Here is a 19892-nt window from a genome sequence, read left to right as displayed (position 1 = left end):
CCCGCCAAAATGATCCAAACTTTCAATTTTTCTTGTCTTCTACTCCGACAGCAGAACCCAAATTAACGTTCATTATGTATTCGTTTCGCAATGCTTGCGATTCTCGTGCACTTCCACAGTCCGCACCTGGTGCGGAGGCCACCGGCCAACGAAAGAATTGAATCAGTGGGGTCGTTACCGGATGTATGGATCGTCAGCAGCTCCTCGCTATCATCCTCGTCGTTCTGATGATCGGCTCGTCAGTCGCCTACGGCGCAGTGTTACTGTTCTGAGGCTGGTCGAAGCACCGGGGATCCGACGAGCCGTGATCAGTTCTGTCCCGCGCCCGGGATCGAATCGGTCGGAGTCGGATCGGGCACCGTCTGTTCGAGGACGGCCAGCGTCCCCGCCACGTACGCCGTCAGGCCCGTGCCGAGAACGAGCACCCCGAGCGCGAGGCGGAGTTCGTCGGTGATCGGCAGCGTCGGCGCGACGCCGAGGAGTGCCGCGACGGTGAGTACGCCGCCGGCCCAGCACAACCCGGTCGCGAACGCGACGCCGAACCGACCAGTGAGTCGCGTGAGGCTGGCGGCGACGTCGAGGCCGACGAGCAGTGACGCGAGTGGATCACGGGGACGCTGTCGCAGAGGCCCGCCACCACCGGGACGCTGGTAAGTGTTGCAGCCGCTCCGGCTATCGCTCTCCCCAGACGTCCGACAACGGGTGGTCGGAGTCGCTGTCGTCGCCGCCCTCGCGGTCGGGCGAGCGCTCCCCGGACGACCGGGCGGACCCGCCGGATCGAGAGGCCGAACGGGACGTCGACCCCGCGTCACCGCGCCCCGCGTTCGAGTCCGGGTCGTCGCGCTGCCGCTCGCGCCGCTCGGAACGTGTCGCGTTCGTCCGGCCACCGGGCGCGGCCTGATCGAACGCCGGGAGGTCCGGCGTGGACAGTCGGTCGACCTGGTCGCGGAACCACGCCGGCATCGCACCGCGCGTCCGCTCGAAGAGGTCGAGCAGCGACGAGTCAGCGAGGTACGTCGCGCCGTAGTCGTCGGGCGCGCGGACCACCCGTCCGCACGCCTGGATCACCGTGCGGAGGGCCGCGCGTCGGTACCACGACCACTGCCCCTCCTCGAGTCGGCGCGCGACGCGTGAGTCGTTGGTGTTGAGATACGGGGCCTTGCAGACGACCTGCCACCGGCAGCGGTCGCCGGCGAGATCGAGCGCCTCCTCCATCTTCACCGAGAGGAAGACGTCGGGGTCGTCGGTGGCCTTCCAGGATTCGAGTGCAGCGTCGCGGTTCTCGCGGTCGTGGGCGCGGACGCGACCGCCGAGGCCGAACCGGGCGAGTCGCGTCTGGAGTTCGGACTGGATCGCATAGGAGTGACAGTGGATCAGTCCCTTCTCGTCGGGGTGATTCGCCATAATCCGGACGAGCGCGCGGGCGACCTTCGGCAGCGTCTCGTCGCGCTCGTCGTAGGTCATCTTTCCCCGGGTCACGTCGTACAGCGGGCGGTGCTCGACGGGGAAGGTGTGTTCGACGTCGACGAGAGCGACGTTCGCGGGGTCCAGACCGACCCCGCGGCAGAACGCGGCCTTGTCGAGGATGGTCGCCGAGAGCAGCGCGAATTTGTTGCCGCGGTCCCAGACCGTGTGGTGGAGGTATCTGGCCGGATCCAGCGGCTTGATCGTGATTGCACTGCCCTCGCCGTCGGGCTGGTCGACGACCCAGGTGGTCGGACTCTCGGGGTCCCGATAGTCCGAAACGAACCACTGGAGCTCCGAGCGGAGTTCCTGGAGGCGATCGCGGCGGGCGGCCTCCTCCGGCGTCAGTTCCGGGTTGCGGAGGAGCTCGTCCTTCGCACGGTCACAGACCCCTGCGAGCGTCTCCGCGAAGCGGACTGTCCGTTCCAGCGGGTCGCTGTCGGCCGTGACGTCCGGGACGCCCACCTCGTCCCAGACGGGGACCGTCCGGGGGTCCAGATCGACCGTTGCGTACATTTCGGCCCACTCCGCGAGGCCGTGTGCCTCGTCAATCACCACGACGTCCCGCTTGCGGAACACGTCGGAGCCGGCGGTCTGCATAAAGTACGCGAGCGTCATCGCGGCGATGCGCCGGTTCGACGCGATCGCGCGGTCGGAGAAGTAGGGACAGCGATGGCGGACCGAGCAGTCGAACCCGGACTGCCGGGCGCACGGCGCGCGGTCGACCGGCGTGTCGGTCTCGCCGTTCAGGATGCAGGTGTAGTTCGACTTGCCCCTGATGACGTTCAGATCGTCGAGGAGCGGATCCGCGGCGACGTCGTCGAGTTGGGAGACCTGCGGCGTCGTGTAGTACGCACCGGTCGCCGCGGCGGGCGTGACCTCGTCGGTGGTCGCGGCCGCGCCGGCGACCGACCGCGCGAGGAGTGACTTGCCGCTCCCGGTCGGTGCGCGGACGAGAACCACGTCGTTCCCGGCCGCGAAGGCGTCGCGGATGTCCGCGAGCGCCTGTTCTTGCGCGCCGCGGAAGCTCGGGGCCGGAAACGACTCGGGGATCCGATCGGGGTCCACACCGGTCCTGTGCCGTACTCGGATAAAAACCCTTCAGGCCCGAGTGACCGGCGCGGGCACCGGACGGCTCACAGCGACTCGACGTCGTCGCTCGTCACGTCGCGATCCTCGGGTAAGCGGTCGATGCAGTCGAGACATAGGAAGTACTCCCCGCCGTCGGCGAGTTCGAGCGTCATCCCGCCGGTGGCGTCGGTCTCGAACGACCAGAAGTCGCCGATGCCGCCGGCGATCCGGACCGACCGGCCGCAGGCCTCGCAGGGTTCGCTCGTCATATCGGCGCGAGGGCCCGGAGGGACAAACGTGCTCCGGCACCGTCCCGGCGTTCGAAAAGGGACTCGATCGTGAGTTGGCATAGTTTCTACTTCTCGGGGGCGGGAAGGTAACGCACAATGACAGCTTCGGGCGAGGAGACCGTCGCCAGCGGCGAGAACCGGGCGGGGGAGACGCCACAGACGGCCATCGTCTCGACACCGGAGGGGACCGACGAACCGTCCGTCACCGAGACCGGAACGGAACTGGAGCGGACGATCGGGCTCACCGGCGGCATCGCCATCGGGGTCGGGACGATGATCGGGGCGGGCATCTTCGTCTTCCCGGGCATCGCGGCCGGACGGGCCGGGCCGGCCGCGGCCGTCTCGTTCGGGCTCGGAGCGATCATCGCGCTGCTGGTCGCGCTCCCCGCCTCCGAGTTGGCGACCGCGATGCCGAAGTCCGGCGGCGGGTACTACTTCATCTCTCGCGCACTCGGCGCGCTCCCTGGAGCCATCGTCGGGATCAGCATCTGGCTCGGACTGGTGTTCGCGACCGCGTTCTACCTCGTCGGCTTCGGCAACTACGCGGCTGCCGTGCTCGCGGAGGCCGGCGTCGACGTCGCGGGCGTGCCGGTCGTCGTCCCGCTGGCGCTCCTGTTCGGCGTGTTCCTGACTGCGCTGAACCTCTTCGGCACCGAGAACGCCGCCGCACTCCAGAACTACGTCGTCGGACTGTTGCTCACGATCCTGGTCATCTTCCTGGGGTACGGCGGCCTCGACGCGCTGGGGGTGTTCGGCCGCGCCAGCACGCCCGAGACGTTCGCTCCGTTCGGAGCGACGCCGGTGTTCACGACCGCTGCGCTCGTGTTCACGTCGTATCTCGGCTTCGCCCAGGTCGCGACCGTCGCCGGCGACATCAAGCGACCGGGACGGAACCTCCCGCTGGCGATGATCGCCTCGGTGGTACTCGTGGGCGTGCTCTACGTCGCGACCATCTTCGTCGCGACGAGCGCGTTCGGCAGCGCCGCGCTCGCGTCGTTCGGCGAGACCGCCATCGTCGAAGTCGCCCGCAACTTCGGTGGACGGGCCGGCGCGATCGCGATCCTCATCGCGGGGTTGCTCGCGACGGTTTCGAGCGCTAACGCCTCGATCCTCTCTACCTCCCGGGCCGTGTTCGCGGTGAGCAAGGACGCGCTCGTTCCCGGCATCGCTGGCCGGGTGAACCTCCGGTACGGGACGCCGCACGTCGCCCTGTCGATGGCTGGCGGGCCGGTCCTCGTCCTCGTCGCGCTCGGCGAAGTCGAGGTGCTCGCGGAGGTCGCCTCGTTCCTCCACCTGGTGATGTACAGCCTGATGTGCGTCGCGCTCTTCGCGATGCGGCGGGACGAGCCCGAGTGGTACGATCCCGCGTTTCGGGTCCCGGCGTACCCGCTCGTCGCCGGCCTCGGCGCGGTATCGAGTGCGGGGCTGATTCTGTTTATGCAGCCGACATCGCAGATCATCGGGATCGCGATTATGCTGGCGTCCGCCGGGTGGTACAAGTACTACGCCGACGACGTGCAACTCAAGGGAGTGCTGTAACGATGTCAGACGACCGAACGACCGCTGACGAGGCGGAAACCGGTCCCGACGCGGACCCGGTGACCAGCACCGAAACGGAGGCGCGTGACCGCAGCACCGATCCGGAGCCCGACCGGGCCACCGCCGGCGGGCTGGCGATCCGGGAGCCGCCGGTGGTCCTCCTCCCGTTGGCCGTCCTGGATGGCGAGACCGTCTCGGAGTCACTGGTGGAGTTCCTGGCGCCCACCAAGGAGGTGCTGCTCGCGTACCACGAGCTCCCGGAGCAGACCCCGACCGAGCAGGCGAGCCTGCAGTTCGAGGAGCGCGCGCGTGAAGCCATCGAAGACCTCGCGGACGCGTTCCGCGACGCCGGGAGCGACCCCGAGACCCGAGTCGTGTTCACTCACGGCCGCCAGCAGACGATCGATCGCGTCGCCGGGGAGGTCGGCGCGACGGCGGTGCTCCTGCCGAATCCGACCGGCGACATCGACGAGGTGCTCGTCCCGATCCGTGAACCGATCGACGACGACCGCCTCGCGGATCTGGTCACGACGCTCATCGAGGGCGAGAACGACCGTGTGACGCTCTGGGGGCTCACCGCCGAGGGGGACGACTTCGATCCCGCCCGCGCTGTCGAGCGCGCCGCCGAGGAACTCCGTGAACGGGGGGTCGACTCGGCGACCGTCACCACCGAGACGTCGGTGACGGCGACGCCGGTGCGGGATATCGTCGAACGCTCTGCGGACGCGGACGTGATCGTGATGCGCGAGGGGACGGGATCGGTCGTGAGTGTGCTCCTCGGCGACGACGCCGAGCGGATCGCCACCGGCGCGGTCGCACCCGTGCTCGTCCTCCGCGATCGGACGCCCTCCGAGGCGGAGCCGGACGACCCATCGGCTGATGCCGATGCGTCGGGGGCGGCCCACGGTTCGGGGGAGTAAACGGCGATGGAACTACACTGCGAGGGCTGTGCCGGGTGCTGTCTCGATTGGCGACCGATCGCCGAGGCCCCGTCGGCCCACGAGCATCGCGGGCCCGGCGACCCCCTCGACGACGTCTACAACTTCGTCCCGCTAACACGCGACGAGGTCGCACAGTTCGTCGAGCGGGGCCTCGGCGACGTCCTCAGGCCGCGGCTCTGGCGCGTCGACGAAGACACGTCCAGCGTCGTCGTCGACGGCGTCCGCCTCGCGGCGATCGACGGCCGACCGGCGTTCTTCGTCGGACTCCGGAAGACCCCCAAGCCGGTGGCCCCCTTCGGGACCGAGGAACGCTGGCTCGACACCTGTGCCTTTCTCGACCCCGAGACGCTCCAGTGTCGGATTCACGGCGGGGATCTGTACCCCGACGAGTGCGCGACCTACCCCAGCCGAAACCTCGATCTCGACGTCGAATCGGAGTGCGAGCGCGTCGAGCGCGAGTTCGGCGGCGACCGCCTCCTCGACGACGAACCGGAGGGGGACAACGGGCCGCTGCTCGGTCCACAGGCGATCGGTGCGAAGGTGTTCGCATACCCCCAGCCCGAGGAACTCTCCGGCATCGTCGCCCGGCTCGAAGCGGGCGCGCTCACCGATACGGACCGGGCCGCGTTCGTCGGCGTCGCGGCCGGGTCGCATCCCGGGTCGCTCGCGATCGACGAGGAGCGTGCGGCGAAGGCGACGGCTGACGTGCTCGACGCTGACTCGTGGGCGGGGCACGTGCTCGCCGAGTGGCGCGACGCCGCCGGTGCCGTCGGGGACCGCGTCGACGACGCCCCGGCTGCCGACGACGTAGCGGTCGCCCGCGGCGCGCCGGAGACGCCCGGGTGGGACGCCGTCGGCGAGGAGTGAGTGCGACCGAGGCGAGAACCGTTAACCGCCTCGGGGACGATTCGTCGCTATGGACGTTCTCGTAACGGGTGCGACGGGCTTCGTCGGTAGCCGTCTCGTCCCCGCGCTTCTCGATGCCGGCCACGAGGTGACGGCTCTCGTCCGCGATGCCGGCGGGTACGACGCGCCCGACGGCGTCCGGGTCGTCGAAGGCGATCTGCTGGAACCGGGCAGCTTCGACGCCGCACTGGACGTCGAGGCGGCGTACTACCTCGTGCACTCGATGCGTTCGGGGGCCGACTTCGAGGCCCGAGACCGCCGGGCCGCCGAGAACTTCGCGCAGGCGGCCGGCGACCACGGCGTCGAGCGCGTCGTCTACCTGGGTGGACTCGGCGAGGAGCGCGACCGGCTCTCAGAACACCTCCGCTCGCGCCGCGAGGTCGAGCGCATCCTCGAGGCGGGCGCGTACGACCTCACGACCCTCCGAGCGGCGATCCTGATCGGATCCGGGTCGGCCAGCTTCGAGATGATCCGACAGCTGTCCTCGCGCCTGCCGGTGATGGTGACGCCGCGATGGGTCGACACCGAGTGTCAGCCCATCTTCGTCGACGACGCCATCGAGTATCTGGTCGGCGTGCTCTCGGTACCCGAGACGGCGGACGAGACCTACGAGATCGGCGGACCGGACGTCTTGACCTACCGCGAGATCCTCCTTCGCGTCGGGGCCAGGCGTGGGCGGCGCCCGACCGTCCTGCCCGTGCCGGTGCTGTCGACGCGGTTGTCGTCGCTGTGGATCGGCCTCGTCACCGACGTCCCAACGGCCGTCGCGCGACCGTTGATCGACGGGCTCCGGAACCCCGTCGTCGTCCGCGATCACGGCATCGAATCCCTCATCGACGTGGACCTGACGCCGTTCGACGAGGCCGTCGACAGGGCGCTCGCCGGCGACGGCGGCTCGCCTCGATCGAGTGAATCGTCGACGGCTCGGACGGGCGGTCGCTGATGGCCCGCTCGAACCTCAGGGGATCCGAACCGTACGGCGAGACGTGGGTGTACGAGAGTATCGTCGGGGCGATCCCCGGCGTCGAACTCTCGGACCGACAGGCGATCGCGGTGCAACTGGGGATCTTTCAGACCGGCATTGTCGTGCTCGCACTGGTGTACGATCTCTGGGACGCCGTCCTTCCCGGGACGGTCGCCGTCGTCGTCGCCGCGGCGGGCAGCGGCGTGATGCGACAGTTCGGTCGCCGGACCCGGGAACTCGATCTCCCGGAACCGTACCGCCGGCTGCTCTTCGGATCGAGTATCGAGGTCGTCCTGGGCATCCTCGCGTTCGTCGCGCTGGTGACACACCTGTTCATCTTCGACCCGCGAACCGCCGACCCGACGCTCCTCACGGGGCTGTTCGGCCCCGACCCGCCCGTGCCGGTGGTGTATCTCACGCTGTTGATCCTCTGGGACCTCTGCTATCGGATCGGCACGTCGTGGTGGGGTGCGGTGGTGGCCCTGTGGCGTTCGTGGCGCTACGCGTTCGACCCGGCAACGGCCCGTCGGCTCCGCCGACTCGACGCGTTGAACGTCGGATTCGGCCTGACGCAACTCGCGATGGTTCCGTTCCTCCTCGATCGGCCAGTGCTGCTCGTCGCTGTCGGCGGTCACATCGTCGCGGTCACCGTCGTCTCGGTGGCGGCGATGGCGACGCTCCGCATTCGTTGAGAAACGCGCCGGCCGCGTCAGTCTTTGACTTCTTGAAACTGGTCGAGGAGCGCCTCGGTCGACTCGCCGGTGTCGTACTCGACGGATCCGCGGTAGACCGTTCGGTCGTCGTCGAAGTCCGTATCGACCGCACCGTTCTTCCGCTCGCGACGCTCGTGTTCGTCATCGTCGTATGCGCCCATCGACATGGTACAATGTACCGTGAGAGTGTAACCCACATATATGTATCGCCGAGCGACCCCTGTAGAGCAGTGATTCGATCTCGGAAGCGACAATATAAACCGGTTCGTCCGCTAGATTCAGTGTGGCACGTCCCCTACGCTTTAGATACGCCCCCGGTCGCTGGACCGAAGACCGGGTAGTCGGCCAGGTTTACCGGGATTTAGACCGGAATCTGGGTGCGACCCGTCTCGACCCCTGGTTCCGGTCCCCCGAAGGGTACGCCGGCGAACGGTTCGAGATGGACAACGGCGACATCGCGCTGTTTCTGTGGAACGACGACGAGGCCTACTGGCTCGGTAACACCGAAACGCCCGAGGCGCTCTGGCGGACCGAAAAGTACAGCTTCGAACACGTGCCGGCGGACATCTCCCGGTGGGCGACCAGAGAACTCACCGCGCAACTCCACGAGGAGAGTCCGTGGCTCGAACCGTACCCGCACCTCTCGTGGTTCTTTCTCCCCGTGTTTCTCTCGAAAGACGGCCGCGAGACGACCCGCGACTTCTTCGACGAGCACGCCGCGGGGTTCCCCGACGCGACGCGAGCGGAATCGCTGGAGTTCTACGAGTCGTTCCTGCGGACCCGCGCACTCGACGACTGGCGGGAGGTGATGGCCGGGAAACTCGGCACCTCTGAGTACCTCGATCTCACGCGAATGACTGCGGCGATGGGCGAGTTGAACGTCGGTCACCTGCTCGTCGAGGCGGGCTACGAGATCGAACCCGAGATCGACGTCTCGACCGGTCACGCCATCGACTACCGGGCGGAGAAGGACGGCGACGGGGTGCTGGTCGAAGTCACGCGGCCCACGCCGACGACCGATCGCCGCGCGGGAACGCCGATCGCCGCCGTCCGTGACACCGCCGCCACGAAGTCCGACGGGCAGTTAGAGGAACACGGTGGCGGCGTCGTCCTCTTCGTGGACTGTTCGTCGTTCCCCGACGACGAGTGGCAGTCGATCGTCGCAGAACAGCCAGAGGTCCACCACCGCCCGGCCGCGGTCTTTCGACTCAGACCGTCGGGACGGATCGAGGGCTACACCAAGGGGTCGGTCCCCCTGTCGTTACCGTTCTGATTCGCGTCGAAAAAATCGGACCGCAGTCCCAGCGCGGCCTCAGAAGGAGACCTGCTGAGGGCCGTCCTCGCCGGTCGTGTAGGCGTCGCGGTCGCTGTAGTATCGCCGGCCGATAGCCTCGTGACCGAGCCCACAGTGGAGTGCCGACCGGGCGTCTTTGGAGTCGGTGTACGTCTCTGAACCCGCACGAGCGAGTACGTCTCCGAGGCGTGCGGACCCGTTCGGGAGTTCGATGACCTGATCGCCGTACGCCTCGATGAGTTCCTCGGTCGTGGCCGGGAACTCGTGAGCGTCGATGAGTTCGCCAGTGCGGTTCAAGCGCATTACATCCAACTGCAAGCGCCGGAGGTTCTTAATGGTTTTCTGTTATGGTATTTGAGGAAGGTTAATACGTAATATATCCTAATATCAAATATTACGCCACTAATATGCATTTCACCGACACACAAGGAATAAAACGGTTCAGCGGCGACGCACAGCCGTGAGTGCTGACCGAGCCGACGCGCCAGACGACGCTGGACCGGCGGCGGACCTCCACGTCCATACGACCGCCTCAGACGGCGTCCTGACGGTTCCCGAACTGCCGGCGGCGGCACGGGCGGGCGGCGTCGACGTCGTCGCCGTCACGGATCACGACAGGATTCACCCCGACCTCGACGCCCCCGTGACGACCAGCCACGGCGTGACCGTAGTCCGGGGGATCGAACTCCGCGTCGAAACCGACGAGCAGCGGCTCGACCTGCTCGGCTACGGCGTCGAGGCAGCCGACGAACTCCGATCGATCACGGAGCGGATCCAGGCGGACCGGAAACGTCGCGGGGCCGCGATCGTCCGCCGGGTCGAAGCGCGACTCGACGTCGACCTCGACGTGGAACTCCGCGCGGGCCTCGGGCGACCGAACATCGCCCGCGCGATCGCCGAGAGCGACGCCCCCTACGACTACGACGGCGCGTTCGAGCATCTGATCGGCGACGACGGGCCGTGCTACGTCGAGCGGTACGTCCCGACGTTCGAGGAGGGCGCCGAGGTTCTGCAGGAGGCCTGTGCTCTCGTCGGGCTGGCGCATCCGTTCAGGTATCCCGATCCCGAGCGGGCGCTCGATCGCGCCAGCGAACTCGATGCCGTCGAGCGGTACTACCCGTACAGCGGGGCGAGTGCAGCGCGCGAGGAGACGGCGCTGATCGACGAACGTGCGGCCGACGCCGACCTCCTCCGCACGGGCGGGTCCGACGCACATGACCGGACGCTCGGCGTCGACGGCCCGCCGAAATCGGCGTTCGATGCGATCGCCGAGCGGCTGCTGGATCGGTGAGGATGTTCTCGGCACCGATAGCTGGGAGCACAGAGTTAAATCCCGTCGAGCACCAAGACCCACGTATGAAGTGCCACTACTGCGACCGGGACGCCGCGTACGCCGCGGAGAAGGACGGGATCAAGGTCGGGCTGTGCGAGCGGCACTTCCGGACGCAGGTCGAGGCGCTCGCGGACTCCGAAGAGCTGGCCGCCATCCGCGAGCAGATCGACATCGATCGGACCGAGTGACCCGCGGTCGCTGACTCCCGCTGAACTCGCGCCCCACTGACGGGCCGATTCCCGCTGTCTTCTCTCTCGAGTCCTGCACTCTCGTGGTATCGTCCGGACGAACGATCGACGCCGCTGAGCGATGCCGCTGGCGGGTTTCGGTTCGCCGTCGAAGAAAATCGGATCGCGGTAGTCGGCGGACGGTGCTGCGTCGCGGTCGGGGAGGGGTGGCGTGGCGTGTCGAGCCGCGCTTACATTGCGCCGCCCATACCGCCCATGCCGCCCATGCCGCCCATACCGCCGCCGGGGCCGCCGGCTCCGGGCGCGCCGCCGTCGTCGCCGCCGTCGTCGGTGCCGCCGCCCTTGAGGTCGCCAGCAGCGATGACGTCGTCGATGCGGAGGATCATCACGGCCGCCTCGGTGGCGGACTCGATGGCCTGCGTCTTCACGCGGAGGGGTTCGACGACGCCGTCGTCCTCCATGTTGACGATCTCACCGGTGTAGGCGTCGAGGCCGGCACCGAAGTCGCCGTCGGAGTGCTCCTTGCGGAGGTTGACGAGCGACTCGATGGGGTCGAGGCCGGCATTCTCGGCGAGCGTTCGCGGGATGATGTCGAGCGCCTCGGTGAACGCTTCGATCGCGAGCTGTTCGCGGCCGCCGACGGAGCTGGCGAACTCGCCGAGCTCCATCGACAGTTCGGTCTCGCTGGCGCCGCCGCCGGGCAGGACCTTGCCGTCTTCGAGCGTCGTCTTGACGACGCCGAGCGAGTCCTCGATGGCGCGCTCGAGTTCGTCGACGACGTGCTCGGTGCCACCGCGGAGGATGAGCGTGACGGACTTGGCGTCCTCGACGTCCTCGACGAAGATGCGCTCGTCGCCGCCGATGTCCTTCTGGGCGACGGAGCCGGCGAAGCCGAGGTCGTCGGCCTCGATGTCGTCGAGCGAGCCGACGACGTTGCCGCCGGTCGCGCGGGCGAGCCGCTTCAGGTCGGAGGACTTCGCGCGGCGGACTGCCAGGATGCCCTCCTTCGCGAGGTAGTGCTGGGCCATATCGTCGATGCCGTCACCGACGAAGACGACGTCGGTACCGACCTCGACGAGCTGGTCGACCATCTCTTTGAGCTGCTCTTCTTCCTGGTCGAGGAACTGCTGAAGCTGGTCGGGGTCAGTGACGTTGACCTCGGCGTCGATCTCGGTCTCGCGGACTTCCAGCGCGCCGTCGAACAGCGCGACGTTGGCGTCCTCGACACCGAAGGGCATGTTCTCGTGGACGCGCTCTTTGTCCACGATGACGCCCTCGACGAGCTCGGAGTTGTCGATCGAGCCGCCGACGACCTTCTCGACGGAGACGTTGTCGGTGTCGATGCTGTCGTCGTCGGCGACCGCAAGCACGGCGTCGACGACGAGTTCGGCGAGGAGGTCCTTCGAGGACTCGGCGCCCTTGCCCGTCATCGCCGTCTCGGCGATCTTGACGAGCGTCTCGGTGTCCTCTTCGGAGACCTCGATGGCGTTCTCCTCGAGGATCTCCTTGGCTTTCTCTGCAGCCTGGCGGTATCCCTGCGCGATGGTGGTGGCGTGGACGTCCTGCTCGATGAGCTCCTCGGCCTGATCGAGGAGTTCACCGGCCACGACGACGGCGGTCGTCGTTCCGTCTCCGACCTCGTCCTCCTGGGTCTCGGAGACTTCGACGATCATGTTCGCCGCCGGGTGGTCGATGTCCATCTCTTTAAGAATGGTTACGCCGTCGTTCGTGACGACGACGGACCCGCCGGAATCGACGAGCATCTTGTCCATCCCTTTCGGACCGAGCGTGGTCCGAACGGATTCGGCGACGGCTTTCCCCGCCGAGATGTTCATCGACTGTGCGTCTTTGCCCTGTGTGCGCTGGGAGTCCTCGCCCAGAATGATCATAGGCTGGCCCTGCTGCATTCGCTGACTCATGTACACCGAAGGATTGTTTGTGATTCTATATAAAAGTATCGCTATGGGCGTCTAGATACCCGCTTACGGCGGCAAAATGTGTGTTAACTTCTCTCACATTACTGGGTTTTATACGTGGTATCAGGCGTGATACCGTGGCAAAGTGCTAATGCCTAAAGTGCGCATAGAGACGGTGATGGCACTCCGGGAGTTCATCGAGGAGTTTGCGTCCGGAGGGCAACAGACGTCGCTATCGATCGTTAACAGTGAACAACCCCCAATGGTGGCGGAGATGCTCGACTCGCTGTTCGGCGAGCAACCGATCTCCGTCTCCGAGGCGACCCGGGTCCTCTCAGACGCCGACGTCGTCCAGCTTCGACGCGACGGAAGCATCGTCGCCGAATCGCCGTTTGCCGATGTCCGGGACTCGGTGCTGGCGGTCAACTCCGACATCTACGTCACCGGTTCACGCCCGCTCGAAGAGGTTCGGACGCCCGACGTCATCCGCCACCTGGAAGGGACGCGGTTCCACGTTCGCGGCTATCCCGCTGGCACGAAAGGCAAACTCCTCCTCATCGAGATCTCCCGTTACATCGAGTCGATGGCGCTTCAGTACGGCAGCGGAGAACTCCACACGGGCTTTCAGCGGCTCTCGCGGATCGTCGACGAACGGGGGACCGAGCGCGCGTACGAGCGCCTGACGAACACCGATCTCGATATTCACGTGTACGGGATCGGCGACCCCGGCCGGGTACGGCCGCGGTCGCTGACCGTCCACAACGACGACGTCCCGGAGATCAGAAACGGCTGGTTCGTGGTCTTCACGCCTCCGCCCGGTGCCGATGCCCAGGGCGCGGCGCTCGTGGCGGTCACCGACGACGACGACGAGTGGGACGGCATCTGGAAGCTCGGAACCGAGGCCGCCGACCGGGTTCGGCGGCATCTGACCGAGCGGTACGGCTCGGCGTAAGTCCGCGTTCGGTGAAACTAGCCCGACTGTCGGACGTCGAAGCCGCGGGTGAGTTCGTTGTGTTTCCGTTCGAGGAACGAGTAGACGGCACCGTGTGGGGCTCCGTCGAGGATCATCCCGACCGCGCGGCGGACCGCGTCGACCTCTTCGGGCTGGCCGATCACGCCGAGCGTCGTGCCCTTGATGACGACTTCTGCGCCCGTGAGCTCTTCCATCAGCTCTCGGGTCCGGCCGTCTTCGCCGATGAGCCGTCCCTTCTGTCGCTGGAGGTCGTTCTTGTTCCGGGTGTGCGATTCGAGATCGACGAGCTCGAACGTCCGGAGCTCGTCGTCCAGCAGAGAGAGCGCGGATTCGGGCGTGAAGCCCCGGCCGATCGCCCGCACGATGTCGGGTGCGAGCATCCCTGAGACGGGGTCGCCGACGTCGTCGATCGCGACCGCTCCGCTCTCGGAGTCGATGTCGAGCCGCACCTCCGCGCGACGTTCGATCTCCCGCATCGTCTCACCGCCCTCACCGATGAGGACGCCGATCCGATCCTGCGGTACCTTCACGTGTTTCATACGGCCTGCTACCCGGCGAAGCGGTTTAAGCGTTCCTTCGCGGGGACACGAGTGGTACGGGCCTACGCGTCCGAGTCACCGGTCGGATCCGGTCCGTCCGGCCCGTCGGGGGTGCCGCCCGGTTCGGGTTCGACGTCGGTGACGAACGCGTGGAGGTCCTGCCACTCGCGGTCGAGGCCCTGCCGGCTGAAGAATCCGGCCACGTTCCGGCAGTCGCGCCGGAGGAACTCCTCGGCGTTGGGGTGGTGGATCGTCACGGCCTGCCCGAGATCGATCACGACGAGTTCGCCGTCGTGGATGATCATATTGTACTCCGAGAGGTCGCCGTGGACCAGTCCCGCCGCGTAGAGTCGGCGCATGTACTCGCGGACGACCTCGTAGGCCGTCTCGGGGTTCTCGACGTCGACCTCCGCGAGGCGACGCGCCCGCTCTTCGACGAGGCCGACGAGTTCCATCACGAGGACGTTCCGCTCGACGGCGATGGGTTCCGGCACCCGCACACCGGCCTGTCGGGCCCGCGTGAGGTTCGCGAACTCCTTTTGGGTCCACGCCAGGACGACCTGTTTCTTGTCGCTGCCGAGGCCCTCGAACCGCGGGTCGCCCTCGAGGTACTCCCGCATCTGCCGGAAGTTCGAGGCGTTGATCCGGTAGATCTTGATCGCGACGTCCCGGTCGTGTCCGTCTTTGTTCCCGAGCGCCTCGTAGACGTTCGCTTCTTTGCCAGTCGAAATCGGCCCGCCGAAGGCGTCGACGTGACCGTCTTGGACGAGTTTGTAGATCGCCGCGAACGTGGCGTCGTCGAAGACCGACTGTTCGACTTTGAACTGGTCGGCGTCCTTCAGACGCTTGCGAAACTGGTCGAACTCCCTGTCTCGCTGCCGGGCGATCCGGTCGGCTTCGGTGTCGCTGACGTCGATCTCTTCCCACTCGTCGCCGGGGCCCGCCGCCTCCTCGGGTTCCAGAAAGCCGAACTCCTCGGAGTCGTCGGGATCGGAGTCAGTCATCGACGCAGCCTCGGTCGGCGAACGATGCCCCCGCGAACTCGGATCACTGGATGTGTCCTTCCTCGCGGAGTTGATCGGCCTCGGACTTTTCGTATCGCCAGACGACGTCGGCCTTCTCGTCCTGCCAGTCCCACGGTTCGACGAGGACGACGTCGTCCTCGCGGATCCAGATCCGTTTTTGCATCCGGCCAGGGATACGTGCGGTCCGTTCGACGCCGTCGGCGCACCGGACTTTCACGCGGTTCGCTCCGAGCATATTGGTAACGACGGCGAACACCTCGTCGTCGTCGGGCATCCGGAGGTCACGTCGCCCCCCGTTCTCGTCGTCGCTCATACGCGAGCGTTCGTCACGCCCCGGTTTAAGTTCTGCGAGAACCGCTGTGACCGTCGTTGTGGCGCACGGCGGCGACGCGTCTCCGCTCGCGGGCAGACGACACGCTCATACCCCCGCCGTCGGTACGGCGCGTATGGCTTCGAACACGCTTCTGGTCGCCGGCGGGCGGGTCCTCACGCCGGCGTTCGACGTCGTCGACGCGGACGTGCTGATCGACCGCGAGACAGGAACGATCCGCGCGGTCGGTGCGGACGCTGCGGCCGACGATCCGGTGGCCGGCGACGGCCCCGACGCGACGCTCGACGCGTCAGGCGGGCTGGTGATTCCCGGACTCGTCAACGCGCACACGCACGTGGCGATGACGCTGCTGCGGGGCTACGCCGACGACAAGCCCCTGGACGCGTGGCTCCAGGAGGACATCTGGCCAGCCGAAGCCGAACTCACCGCGGCGGACGTCCGCGCCGGCGCCGAGTTGGGCATCGTCGAGATGATCCGCTCGGGAACGACGGCGTTCGGCGATATGTACTTCCACGTTCCAGAGATCGTCGAGGCCGTCGAGGCGGCGGGCCTGCGCGCGCGGGTCGGCCACGGCGTCGTCACCGTCGGCAAAGACGAGCCAGAGGCCCGCGCCGACGTGCGAGAGAGCATCGACGTCGCCCGGGAGTACGACGGGGCGGCCGACGGCCGTGTCCGGACGGCGGTGATGCCGCATTCGCTCACGACCGTCGAGGACTCGCTCCTCCGGGAGGCCGTCGAGAGCGCGCGCGACGCCGGCGTCCCGATCCACGCGCACGCCAACGAGACGCGCGACGAGGTCGATCCGATCGTCGAGGAGCGGGGCGAGCGACCGATGGAGTACGCCGCGGACGTCGGTCTCCTCGCGGAGTCGACGTTCCTCGCACACGGCGTCCACGTCGACGAGCGCGAGATCGACCTCCTCGCGGCGCACGACACCGCGGTCGTCCACTGCCCCGCGTCGAATATGAAACTCGCCTCCGGGATCGCCCCGGTACAGCAACTCGCCGACGCGGGCGTGACGGTCGCACTCGGCACCGACGGCGCCGCCTCGAACAACGATCTCGACCTCTTCGACGAACTCCGCGACGCCGCGATGCTCGGCAAACTCGGCGCCGACGACGCGGCGGCAGTGCCGGCGGCAGAAGCGGTCCGGATGGCGACGCAGGGCGGCGCGACAGCGCTCTCGCTCCCGGGCGGTCGGATCGAAGCCGGTGCGGCCGCCGACCTCGCGGTCGTCGATCTCGACGCCCCCCATCTCGCGCCAGCGCACGACCTCGTGAGTCACCTCGCCTACGCCGTCCGCGGGTCGGACGTTCGCCACACGGTCTGTGATGGCCGCGTCCTGATGCGGGATCGCGAGGTCCTGACGCTCGATGCCGAACGCGTCGTCGAGACTGCCAGAAAACGGGCCGTCGACCTCGTCGCCCGCGCGGAGTGACCGATGGATCGACGGACGTACCTCGGGCTTGTCGGAACCGTCGCGGGGCTCTCCGGCTGTCTGAACGAGACGGCCGGTGGGGAGACCGACTCCGGAAGCGGGACCGTCACGCCGACCGACGCGGACACGAGGACGACGACAGACGCTTCCGACACGGCGTCAGCGACGCCCACCGGAACCCCAATCCACGCGGAGTACGAGACGACCGAGGTTCGGGTTCGGGCCCCCGACGGCGACCGACTCGGCTCGGTCACGGCGGCGATTGCCGACACCGGGACGCTCCGTTACCGCGGCCTCAGCGACACCGAGGTCCTCCCAGAAGACCGCGGGATGCTCTTCGTCTACGAGAACGTCAGCGACCACACGTACGTGATGCGAGGGATGGACTTCGGGATCGACATCGTCTACGCCGACGGGGAAGGCACGATCACCCGAATCCATCACGCGCCCGAACCGGGGCCCGACGAGGACGGCGCGGCGCAGCGCTACCCGGGGCGGGGTCAGTACGTCCTCGAGGTCAGGTACCGCTGGACGGCCGAGCGCGGGATTACCGAGGGAGACCGGCTGGTGTTCACGCTTCCCGAGTGAGGAGTCAGGGCCTCGCTGAACCGACCCGGACTTCGACGCCGTCGTCGGTGATCGACACCGACAGCGAGTCGACCGCCCGTTCGTAAACGCTGGTGTGCCGCCCGTTCTCCGCGTCGATGCGGACAGTCTCTTCGAGCAGTCCGGCCTCGACGAGTTTGCTCGTCTCGCGGTAGACTGTCGACAGCGGGACCCCCGAGCGGTCTCGGAGTTCGCACGCCGTTCCGGGTCGTCCCGCGGCCCGCAGCAGTTGCACGCCGGTGTCGTTTGCGAGCAGCGTCAGCGCCTCCGAACGGGGAAGGGTCGCACCCGCGCGAGTGGGCGAGTGCCGATCGGAATCAGGCGTGGACATCGGTACTAGTGCGTTCGAACAGAGGATGATAGTTCTTGCTCAGCCGAGGGAAGGCCGCACTGTTCTCCGGTGACATCCCGGGAGTGATGCCGAGTGCGAGATCAAGAGGGACCCCGGGGCCGAGACCGGGAGGGACCCAGAGGCCAAGACCGGGAGACGAGCGGAGGGAGCCTCGCGGACGGTCGTTCAACGCTGGGCGAGCCGGAGACGGCTCGCGTTCTGACAGACGAGACGGGTGCTTCGGCAGGGTTTTCTTCGGGCCCTCGCTATCGACTGTATGAGCACGTACCCCCCTATCAGCGAGCAACTCGACGACCTCGAGGCCGCTCGCACCGAGGGCCGCCGGAAGATGGACTGGGCGCTCCAGCACATGCCGATCCTCCAGGAACTCCGCCAGCAGTTCCGCGAGGAACAGCCGCTGGCCGGAGCGACGCTCGGGATGGCGATGCACGTCGAGGCGAAGACGGCCAACCTCGTCGAACTGTTGGCGCTCGGCGGTGCAGAGGTCGCGATCACCGGCTGTAATCCGCTCTCGACCCACGACGACGTGAGCGCGGCACTCGACGCCAACGACGACATCACCTCCTACGCCAAGCGCGGCGTCGACGACGAGGCGTACTACGCCGCCATCGAGGCCGTCGTCGCCCACGAGCCGACGATCACCGTCGACGACGGGATGGATATGGTCTACGCCATCCACGAGGACTACCCCGAACTCATCGACACCATCGTCGGCGGCGCCGAGGAGACCACGACGGGCGTCCACCGCCTGCGCGCGATGGACGAGGAGGGCGAACTGAAATATCCGGTCTTCGCGGTCAACGACACGCCGATGAAGCGGCTCTTCGACAACGTCCACGGTACGGGCGAGTCCTCGCTCGCGACCATCGCGATGACGACGAACCTCTCGTTCGCGGGCAAGAACGTCGTCGTCGCGGGCTACGGGTACTGCGGACAGGGCGTCGCCAAGAAGGCGGCCGGGCAGAACGCGAACGTCATCGTCACCGAGGTCGAACCGCGCCGGGCGCTGGAGGCGCATATGGAGGGCTACGACGTGATGCCGATGAACGAGGCCGCCGAGGTCGGCGACGTGTTCATCACGACGACGGGGAACCGCGACGTCATCACCCGCGAGGACTTCCAGGCGATGAAAGACGGCGTGCTGCTGGCGAACGCCGGCCACTTCGACATCGAGATCGACCTCGACGGGCTCTCGGACCTCGCGGTCGACGAGTACGAGGCCCGCGACGGCGTCCGGGCCTACGAGATGGACGACGGCCGCCGCCTCAACGTCATCGCCGAGGGCCGGTTGGTCAACCTCGCGGCGCCGGTCGCGCTCGGTCACCCCGCCGAAGTGATGGACCAGTCGTTCGGCATCCAGGCCGTCTGCGTGCGGGAACTCCTCGAGAACGGCGCGGAGTACGACGCCGGCGTCCACGACGTCCCCGACGCACTCGACCGCGAGGTCGCCGAGATCAAACTCGACGCCGAGGGCGTCGAGATCGACTCGCTGACCGACACACAGGCCGAGTATATGGATAGCTGGAGCCACGGCACGTAGTCCGGGTGCCGCCGTCGCGTGTCCCGTCGGGCCCGCGGCCGTCGCTTACTGCCCCCAGGTCCACTTCGCGTCGAGTACGTAGCGGTAGACGCCGCTGAGCAGGATCGCGACGGCGTTCGCGACCAGATAAAACAGCGACAGCCACTCTACGAGTCCGTAGAGGATGCCGATCTGGATCGGGATCGCGGTCCCTCTCACCACGTTGGTCCGCACCAGCCCGTAGAAGAATTCTACGCCGGTGTTGGGCGTCGCCTGGAACGTCCAGGCGTTGTTGAGGACGTACGAGAGCACGATCGTAATCTCGATCGAGAAGAGCGCACCGACGAGATAGTAGAGGCCGGAGATATCGACGAACAGCCACAGCAACAGCATCTGCACGCCCGCGGTGGCGGCGCCGACGACGACGAACCGGCGAAGCTGCAACGCGAGCGGTCCGCTATGGAGGTTGCGGAGAAAGCCCCGGAGCATC

General features: G+C 67.4%; 23 protein-coding genes. 12 read left to right on the top strand and 11 right to left on the bottom strand.

The annotated features are described in order from the left end of the window. Nucleotides 1–308: 308 nt before the first annotated feature. The 3 genes from BLU74_RS04460 to BLU74_RS04450 form a co-directional block, all read right to left on the bottom strand. A complete protein-coding gene (locus tag BLU74_RS04460; protein WP_089765632.1) occupies nt 309–518 on the bottom strand; it encodes a hypothetical protein in 210 nt (69 codons plus the stop codon). Between the two features lie 154 nt (nt 519–672). Further along, a complete protein-coding gene (locus BLU74_RS04455; protein ID WP_089765630.1) occupies nt 673–2532 on the bottom strand; it encodes a helicase C-terminal domain-containing protein in 1860 nt (619 codons plus the stop codon). Nucleotides 2533–2600: 68 nt separating this feature from the next. Next, a complete protein-coding gene (locus tag BLU74_RS04450; RefSeq protein WP_089765628.1) occupies nt 2601–2804 on the bottom strand; it encodes a DUF7561 family protein in 204 nt (67 codons plus the stop codon). A 117-nt stretch (nt 2805–2921) separates the two neighbouring features. On the opposite strand from BLU74_RS04450, the gene BLU74_RS04445 reads away from it, so the two are divergent. Genes BLU74_RS04445 through BLU74_RS04425 form a run of 5 tightly spaced genes read left to right on the top strand, consistent with a single transcriptional unit; the run spans nt 2922 to nt 7867 of the window. Then, nucleotides 2922–4364, top strand: a complete 1443-nt coding sequence (locus BLU74_RS04445) for an APC family permease (protein ID WP_089765626.1) — start codon at nt 2922–2924, stop codon at nt 4362–4364. Nucleotides 4365–4366: 2 nt separating this feature from the next. Further along, on the top strand, nt 4367–5284 hold the full coding sequence (locus BLU74_RS04440) for a universal stress protein (protein WP_089765624.1): 918 nt from the start codon (nt 4367–4369) through the stop codon (nt 5282–5284). 6 nt (nt 5285–5290) lie between these two features. Further along, the gene (locus tag BLU74_RS04435; protein ID WP_089765622.1) at nt 5291–6172 is read left to right on the top strand and encodes a YkgJ family cysteine cluster protein; all 882 of its coding nucleotides are present in this window, start codon (nt 5291–5293) and stop codon (nt 6170–6172) included. A 49-nt stretch (nt 6173–6221) separates the two neighbouring features. After that, nucleotides 6222–7154 (top strand): NAD(P)H-binding protein, encoded by a 933-nt coding sequence (locus tag BLU74_RS04430; protein WP_089765621.1) that lies wholly within the window; start codon nt 6222–6224, stop codon nt 7152–7154. Further along, a complete protein-coding gene (locus BLU74_RS04425) occupies nt 7154–7867 on the top strand; it encodes a DUF7530 family protein (RefSeq protein WP_089765619.1) in 714 nt (237 codons plus the stop codon). The genes BLU74_RS04430 and BLU74_RS04425 overlap by 1 nt, the downstream gene beginning before the upstream one ends. Before the next feature lie 17 nt (nt 7868–7884). Here BLU74_RS04425 and BLU74_RS18835 read toward each other — a convergent pair whose 3' ends face one another. Further along, a complete protein-coding gene (locus BLU74_RS18835) occupies nt 7885–8055 on the bottom strand; it encodes a DUF5786 family protein (RefSeq protein WP_175454564.1) in 171 nt (56 codons plus the stop codon). A 116-nt stretch (nt 8056–8171) separates the two neighbouring features. Between BLU74_RS18835 and BLU74_RS04420 the strand changes: the two genes are divergently transcribed. After that, the gene (locus BLU74_RS04420; protein WP_089765618.1) at nt 8172–9161 is read left to right on the top strand and encodes a DUF5784 family protein; all 990 of its coding nucleotides are present in this window, start codon (nt 8172–8174) and stop codon (nt 9159–9161) included. A gap of 39 nt (nt 9162–9200) precedes the next feature. Here BLU74_RS04420 and BLU74_RS04415 read toward each other — a convergent pair whose 3' ends face one another. Continuing rightward, entirely contained in the window at nt 9201–9485 is a 285-nt protein-coding gene (locus BLU74_RS04415; protein ID WP_089765616.1) for a DUF5789 family protein, read from the bottom strand. 157 nt (nt 9486–9642) lie between these two features. Here BLU74_RS04415 and BLU74_RS04410 point away from each other — a divergent pair, with 157 nt between their 5' ends. Both BLU74_RS04410 and BLU74_RS18830 read left to right on the top strand, forming a co-directional pair. Then, a complete protein-coding gene (locus tag BLU74_RS04410; protein WP_089765614.1) occupies nt 9643–10473 on the top strand; it encodes a PHP domain-containing protein in 831 nt (276 codons plus the stop codon). Between the two features lie 65 nt (nt 10474–10538). Beyond that, a complete protein-coding gene (locus tag BLU74_RS18830) occupies nt 10539–10703 on the top strand; it encodes a DUF6757 family protein (protein ID WP_175454563.1) in 165 nt (54 codons plus the stop codon). Nucleotides 10704–10933: 230 nt separating this feature from the next. On the opposite strand, the gene thsA is transcribed toward BLU74_RS18830, so the two are convergent. Continuing rightward, nucleotides 10934–12592, bottom strand: coding sequence for a thermosome subunit alpha (thsA, locus tag BLU74_RS04400; protein WP_089765610.1), 1659 nt, complete (start codon nt 12590–12592; stop codon nt 10934–10936). Between the two features lie 205 nt (nt 12593–12797). Between thsA and BLU74_RS04395 the strand changes: the two genes are divergently transcribed. Then, complete coding sequence (locus BLU74_RS04395; protein WP_139175644.1) at nt 12798–13571, top strand: DICT sensory domain-containing protein; 774 nt, start codon at nt 12798–12800, stop codon at nt 13569–13571. 17 nt (nt 13572–13588) lie between these two features. On the opposite strand, the gene BLU74_RS04390 is transcribed toward BLU74_RS04395, so the two are convergent. The 3 genes from BLU74_RS04390 to eif1A form a co-directional block, all read right to left on the bottom strand. After that, nucleotides 13589–14131, bottom strand: a complete 543-nt coding sequence (locus BLU74_RS04390; protein ID WP_089765607.1) for a KH domain-containing protein — start codon at nt 14129–14131, stop codon at nt 13589–13591. Nucleotides 14132–14193: 62 nt separating this feature from the next. Continuing rightward, on the bottom strand, nt 14194–15135 hold the full coding sequence (rio1, locus tag BLU74_RS04385) for a serine/threonine-protein kinase Rio1 (RefSeq protein WP_089765605.1): 942 nt from the start codon (nt 15133–15135) through the stop codon (nt 14194–14196). A gap of 43 nt (nt 15136–15178) precedes the next feature. After that, a complete protein-coding gene (gene eif1A / locus BLU74_RS04380; protein ID WP_089765603.1) occupies nt 15179–15469 on the bottom strand; it encodes a translation initiation factor eIF-1A in 291 nt (96 codons plus the stop codon). Nucleotides 15470–15602: 133 nt separating this feature from the next. Here eif1A and BLU74_RS04375 point away from each other — a divergent pair, with 133 nt between their 5' ends. After that, complete coding sequence (locus tag BLU74_RS04375; protein ID WP_089765601.1) at nt 15603–16925, top strand: amidohydrolase; 1323 nt, start codon at nt 15603–15605, stop codon at nt 16923–16925. A 3-nt stretch (nt 16926–16928) separates the two neighbouring features. Then, the gene (locus tag BLU74_RS04370) at nt 16929–17513 is read left to right on the top strand and encodes a DUF192 domain-containing protein (protein WP_089765599.1); all 585 of its coding nucleotides are present in this window, start codon (nt 16929–16931) and stop codon (nt 17511–17513) included. A 4-nt stretch (nt 17514–17517) separates the two neighbouring features. Here BLU74_RS04370 and BLU74_RS04365 read toward each other — a convergent pair whose 3' ends face one another. Next, a complete protein-coding gene (locus BLU74_RS04365; RefSeq protein ID WP_089765597.1) occupies nt 17518–17862 on the bottom strand; it encodes a winged helix-turn-helix domain-containing protein in 345 nt (114 codons plus the stop codon). A gap of 277 nt (nt 17863–18139) precedes the next feature. On the opposite strand from BLU74_RS04365, the gene BLU74_RS04360 reads away from it, so the two are divergent. Beyond that, the gene (locus BLU74_RS04360) at nt 18140–19423 is read left to right on the top strand and encodes an adenosylhomocysteinase (protein WP_089765595.1); all 1284 of its coding nucleotides are present in this window, start codon (nt 18140–18142) and stop codon (nt 19421–19423) included. A 45-nt stretch (nt 19424–19468) separates the two neighbouring features. Here the strand turns inward: BLU74_RS04360 and BLU74_RS04355 are convergent, their stop codons facing one another. Beyond that, nucleotides 19469–19891 (bottom strand): GtrA family protein, encoded by a 423-nt coding sequence (locus BLU74_RS04355; RefSeq protein WP_089765592.1) that lies wholly within the window; start codon nt 19889–19891, stop codon nt 19469–19471. Nucleotide 19892 lies beyond the last annotated feature (1 nt).

Source organism: Halobellus clavatus, from assembly GCF_900107195.1.
Classification (GTDB): Archaea; Halobacteriota; Halobacteria; order Halobacteriales; family Haloferacaceae; genus Haloquadratum; species Haloquadratum clavatum.
The sequence above is the reverse complement of the archived record's forward strand: the minus strand, read 5'-3'. Positions and strand labels throughout refer to the sequence as shown.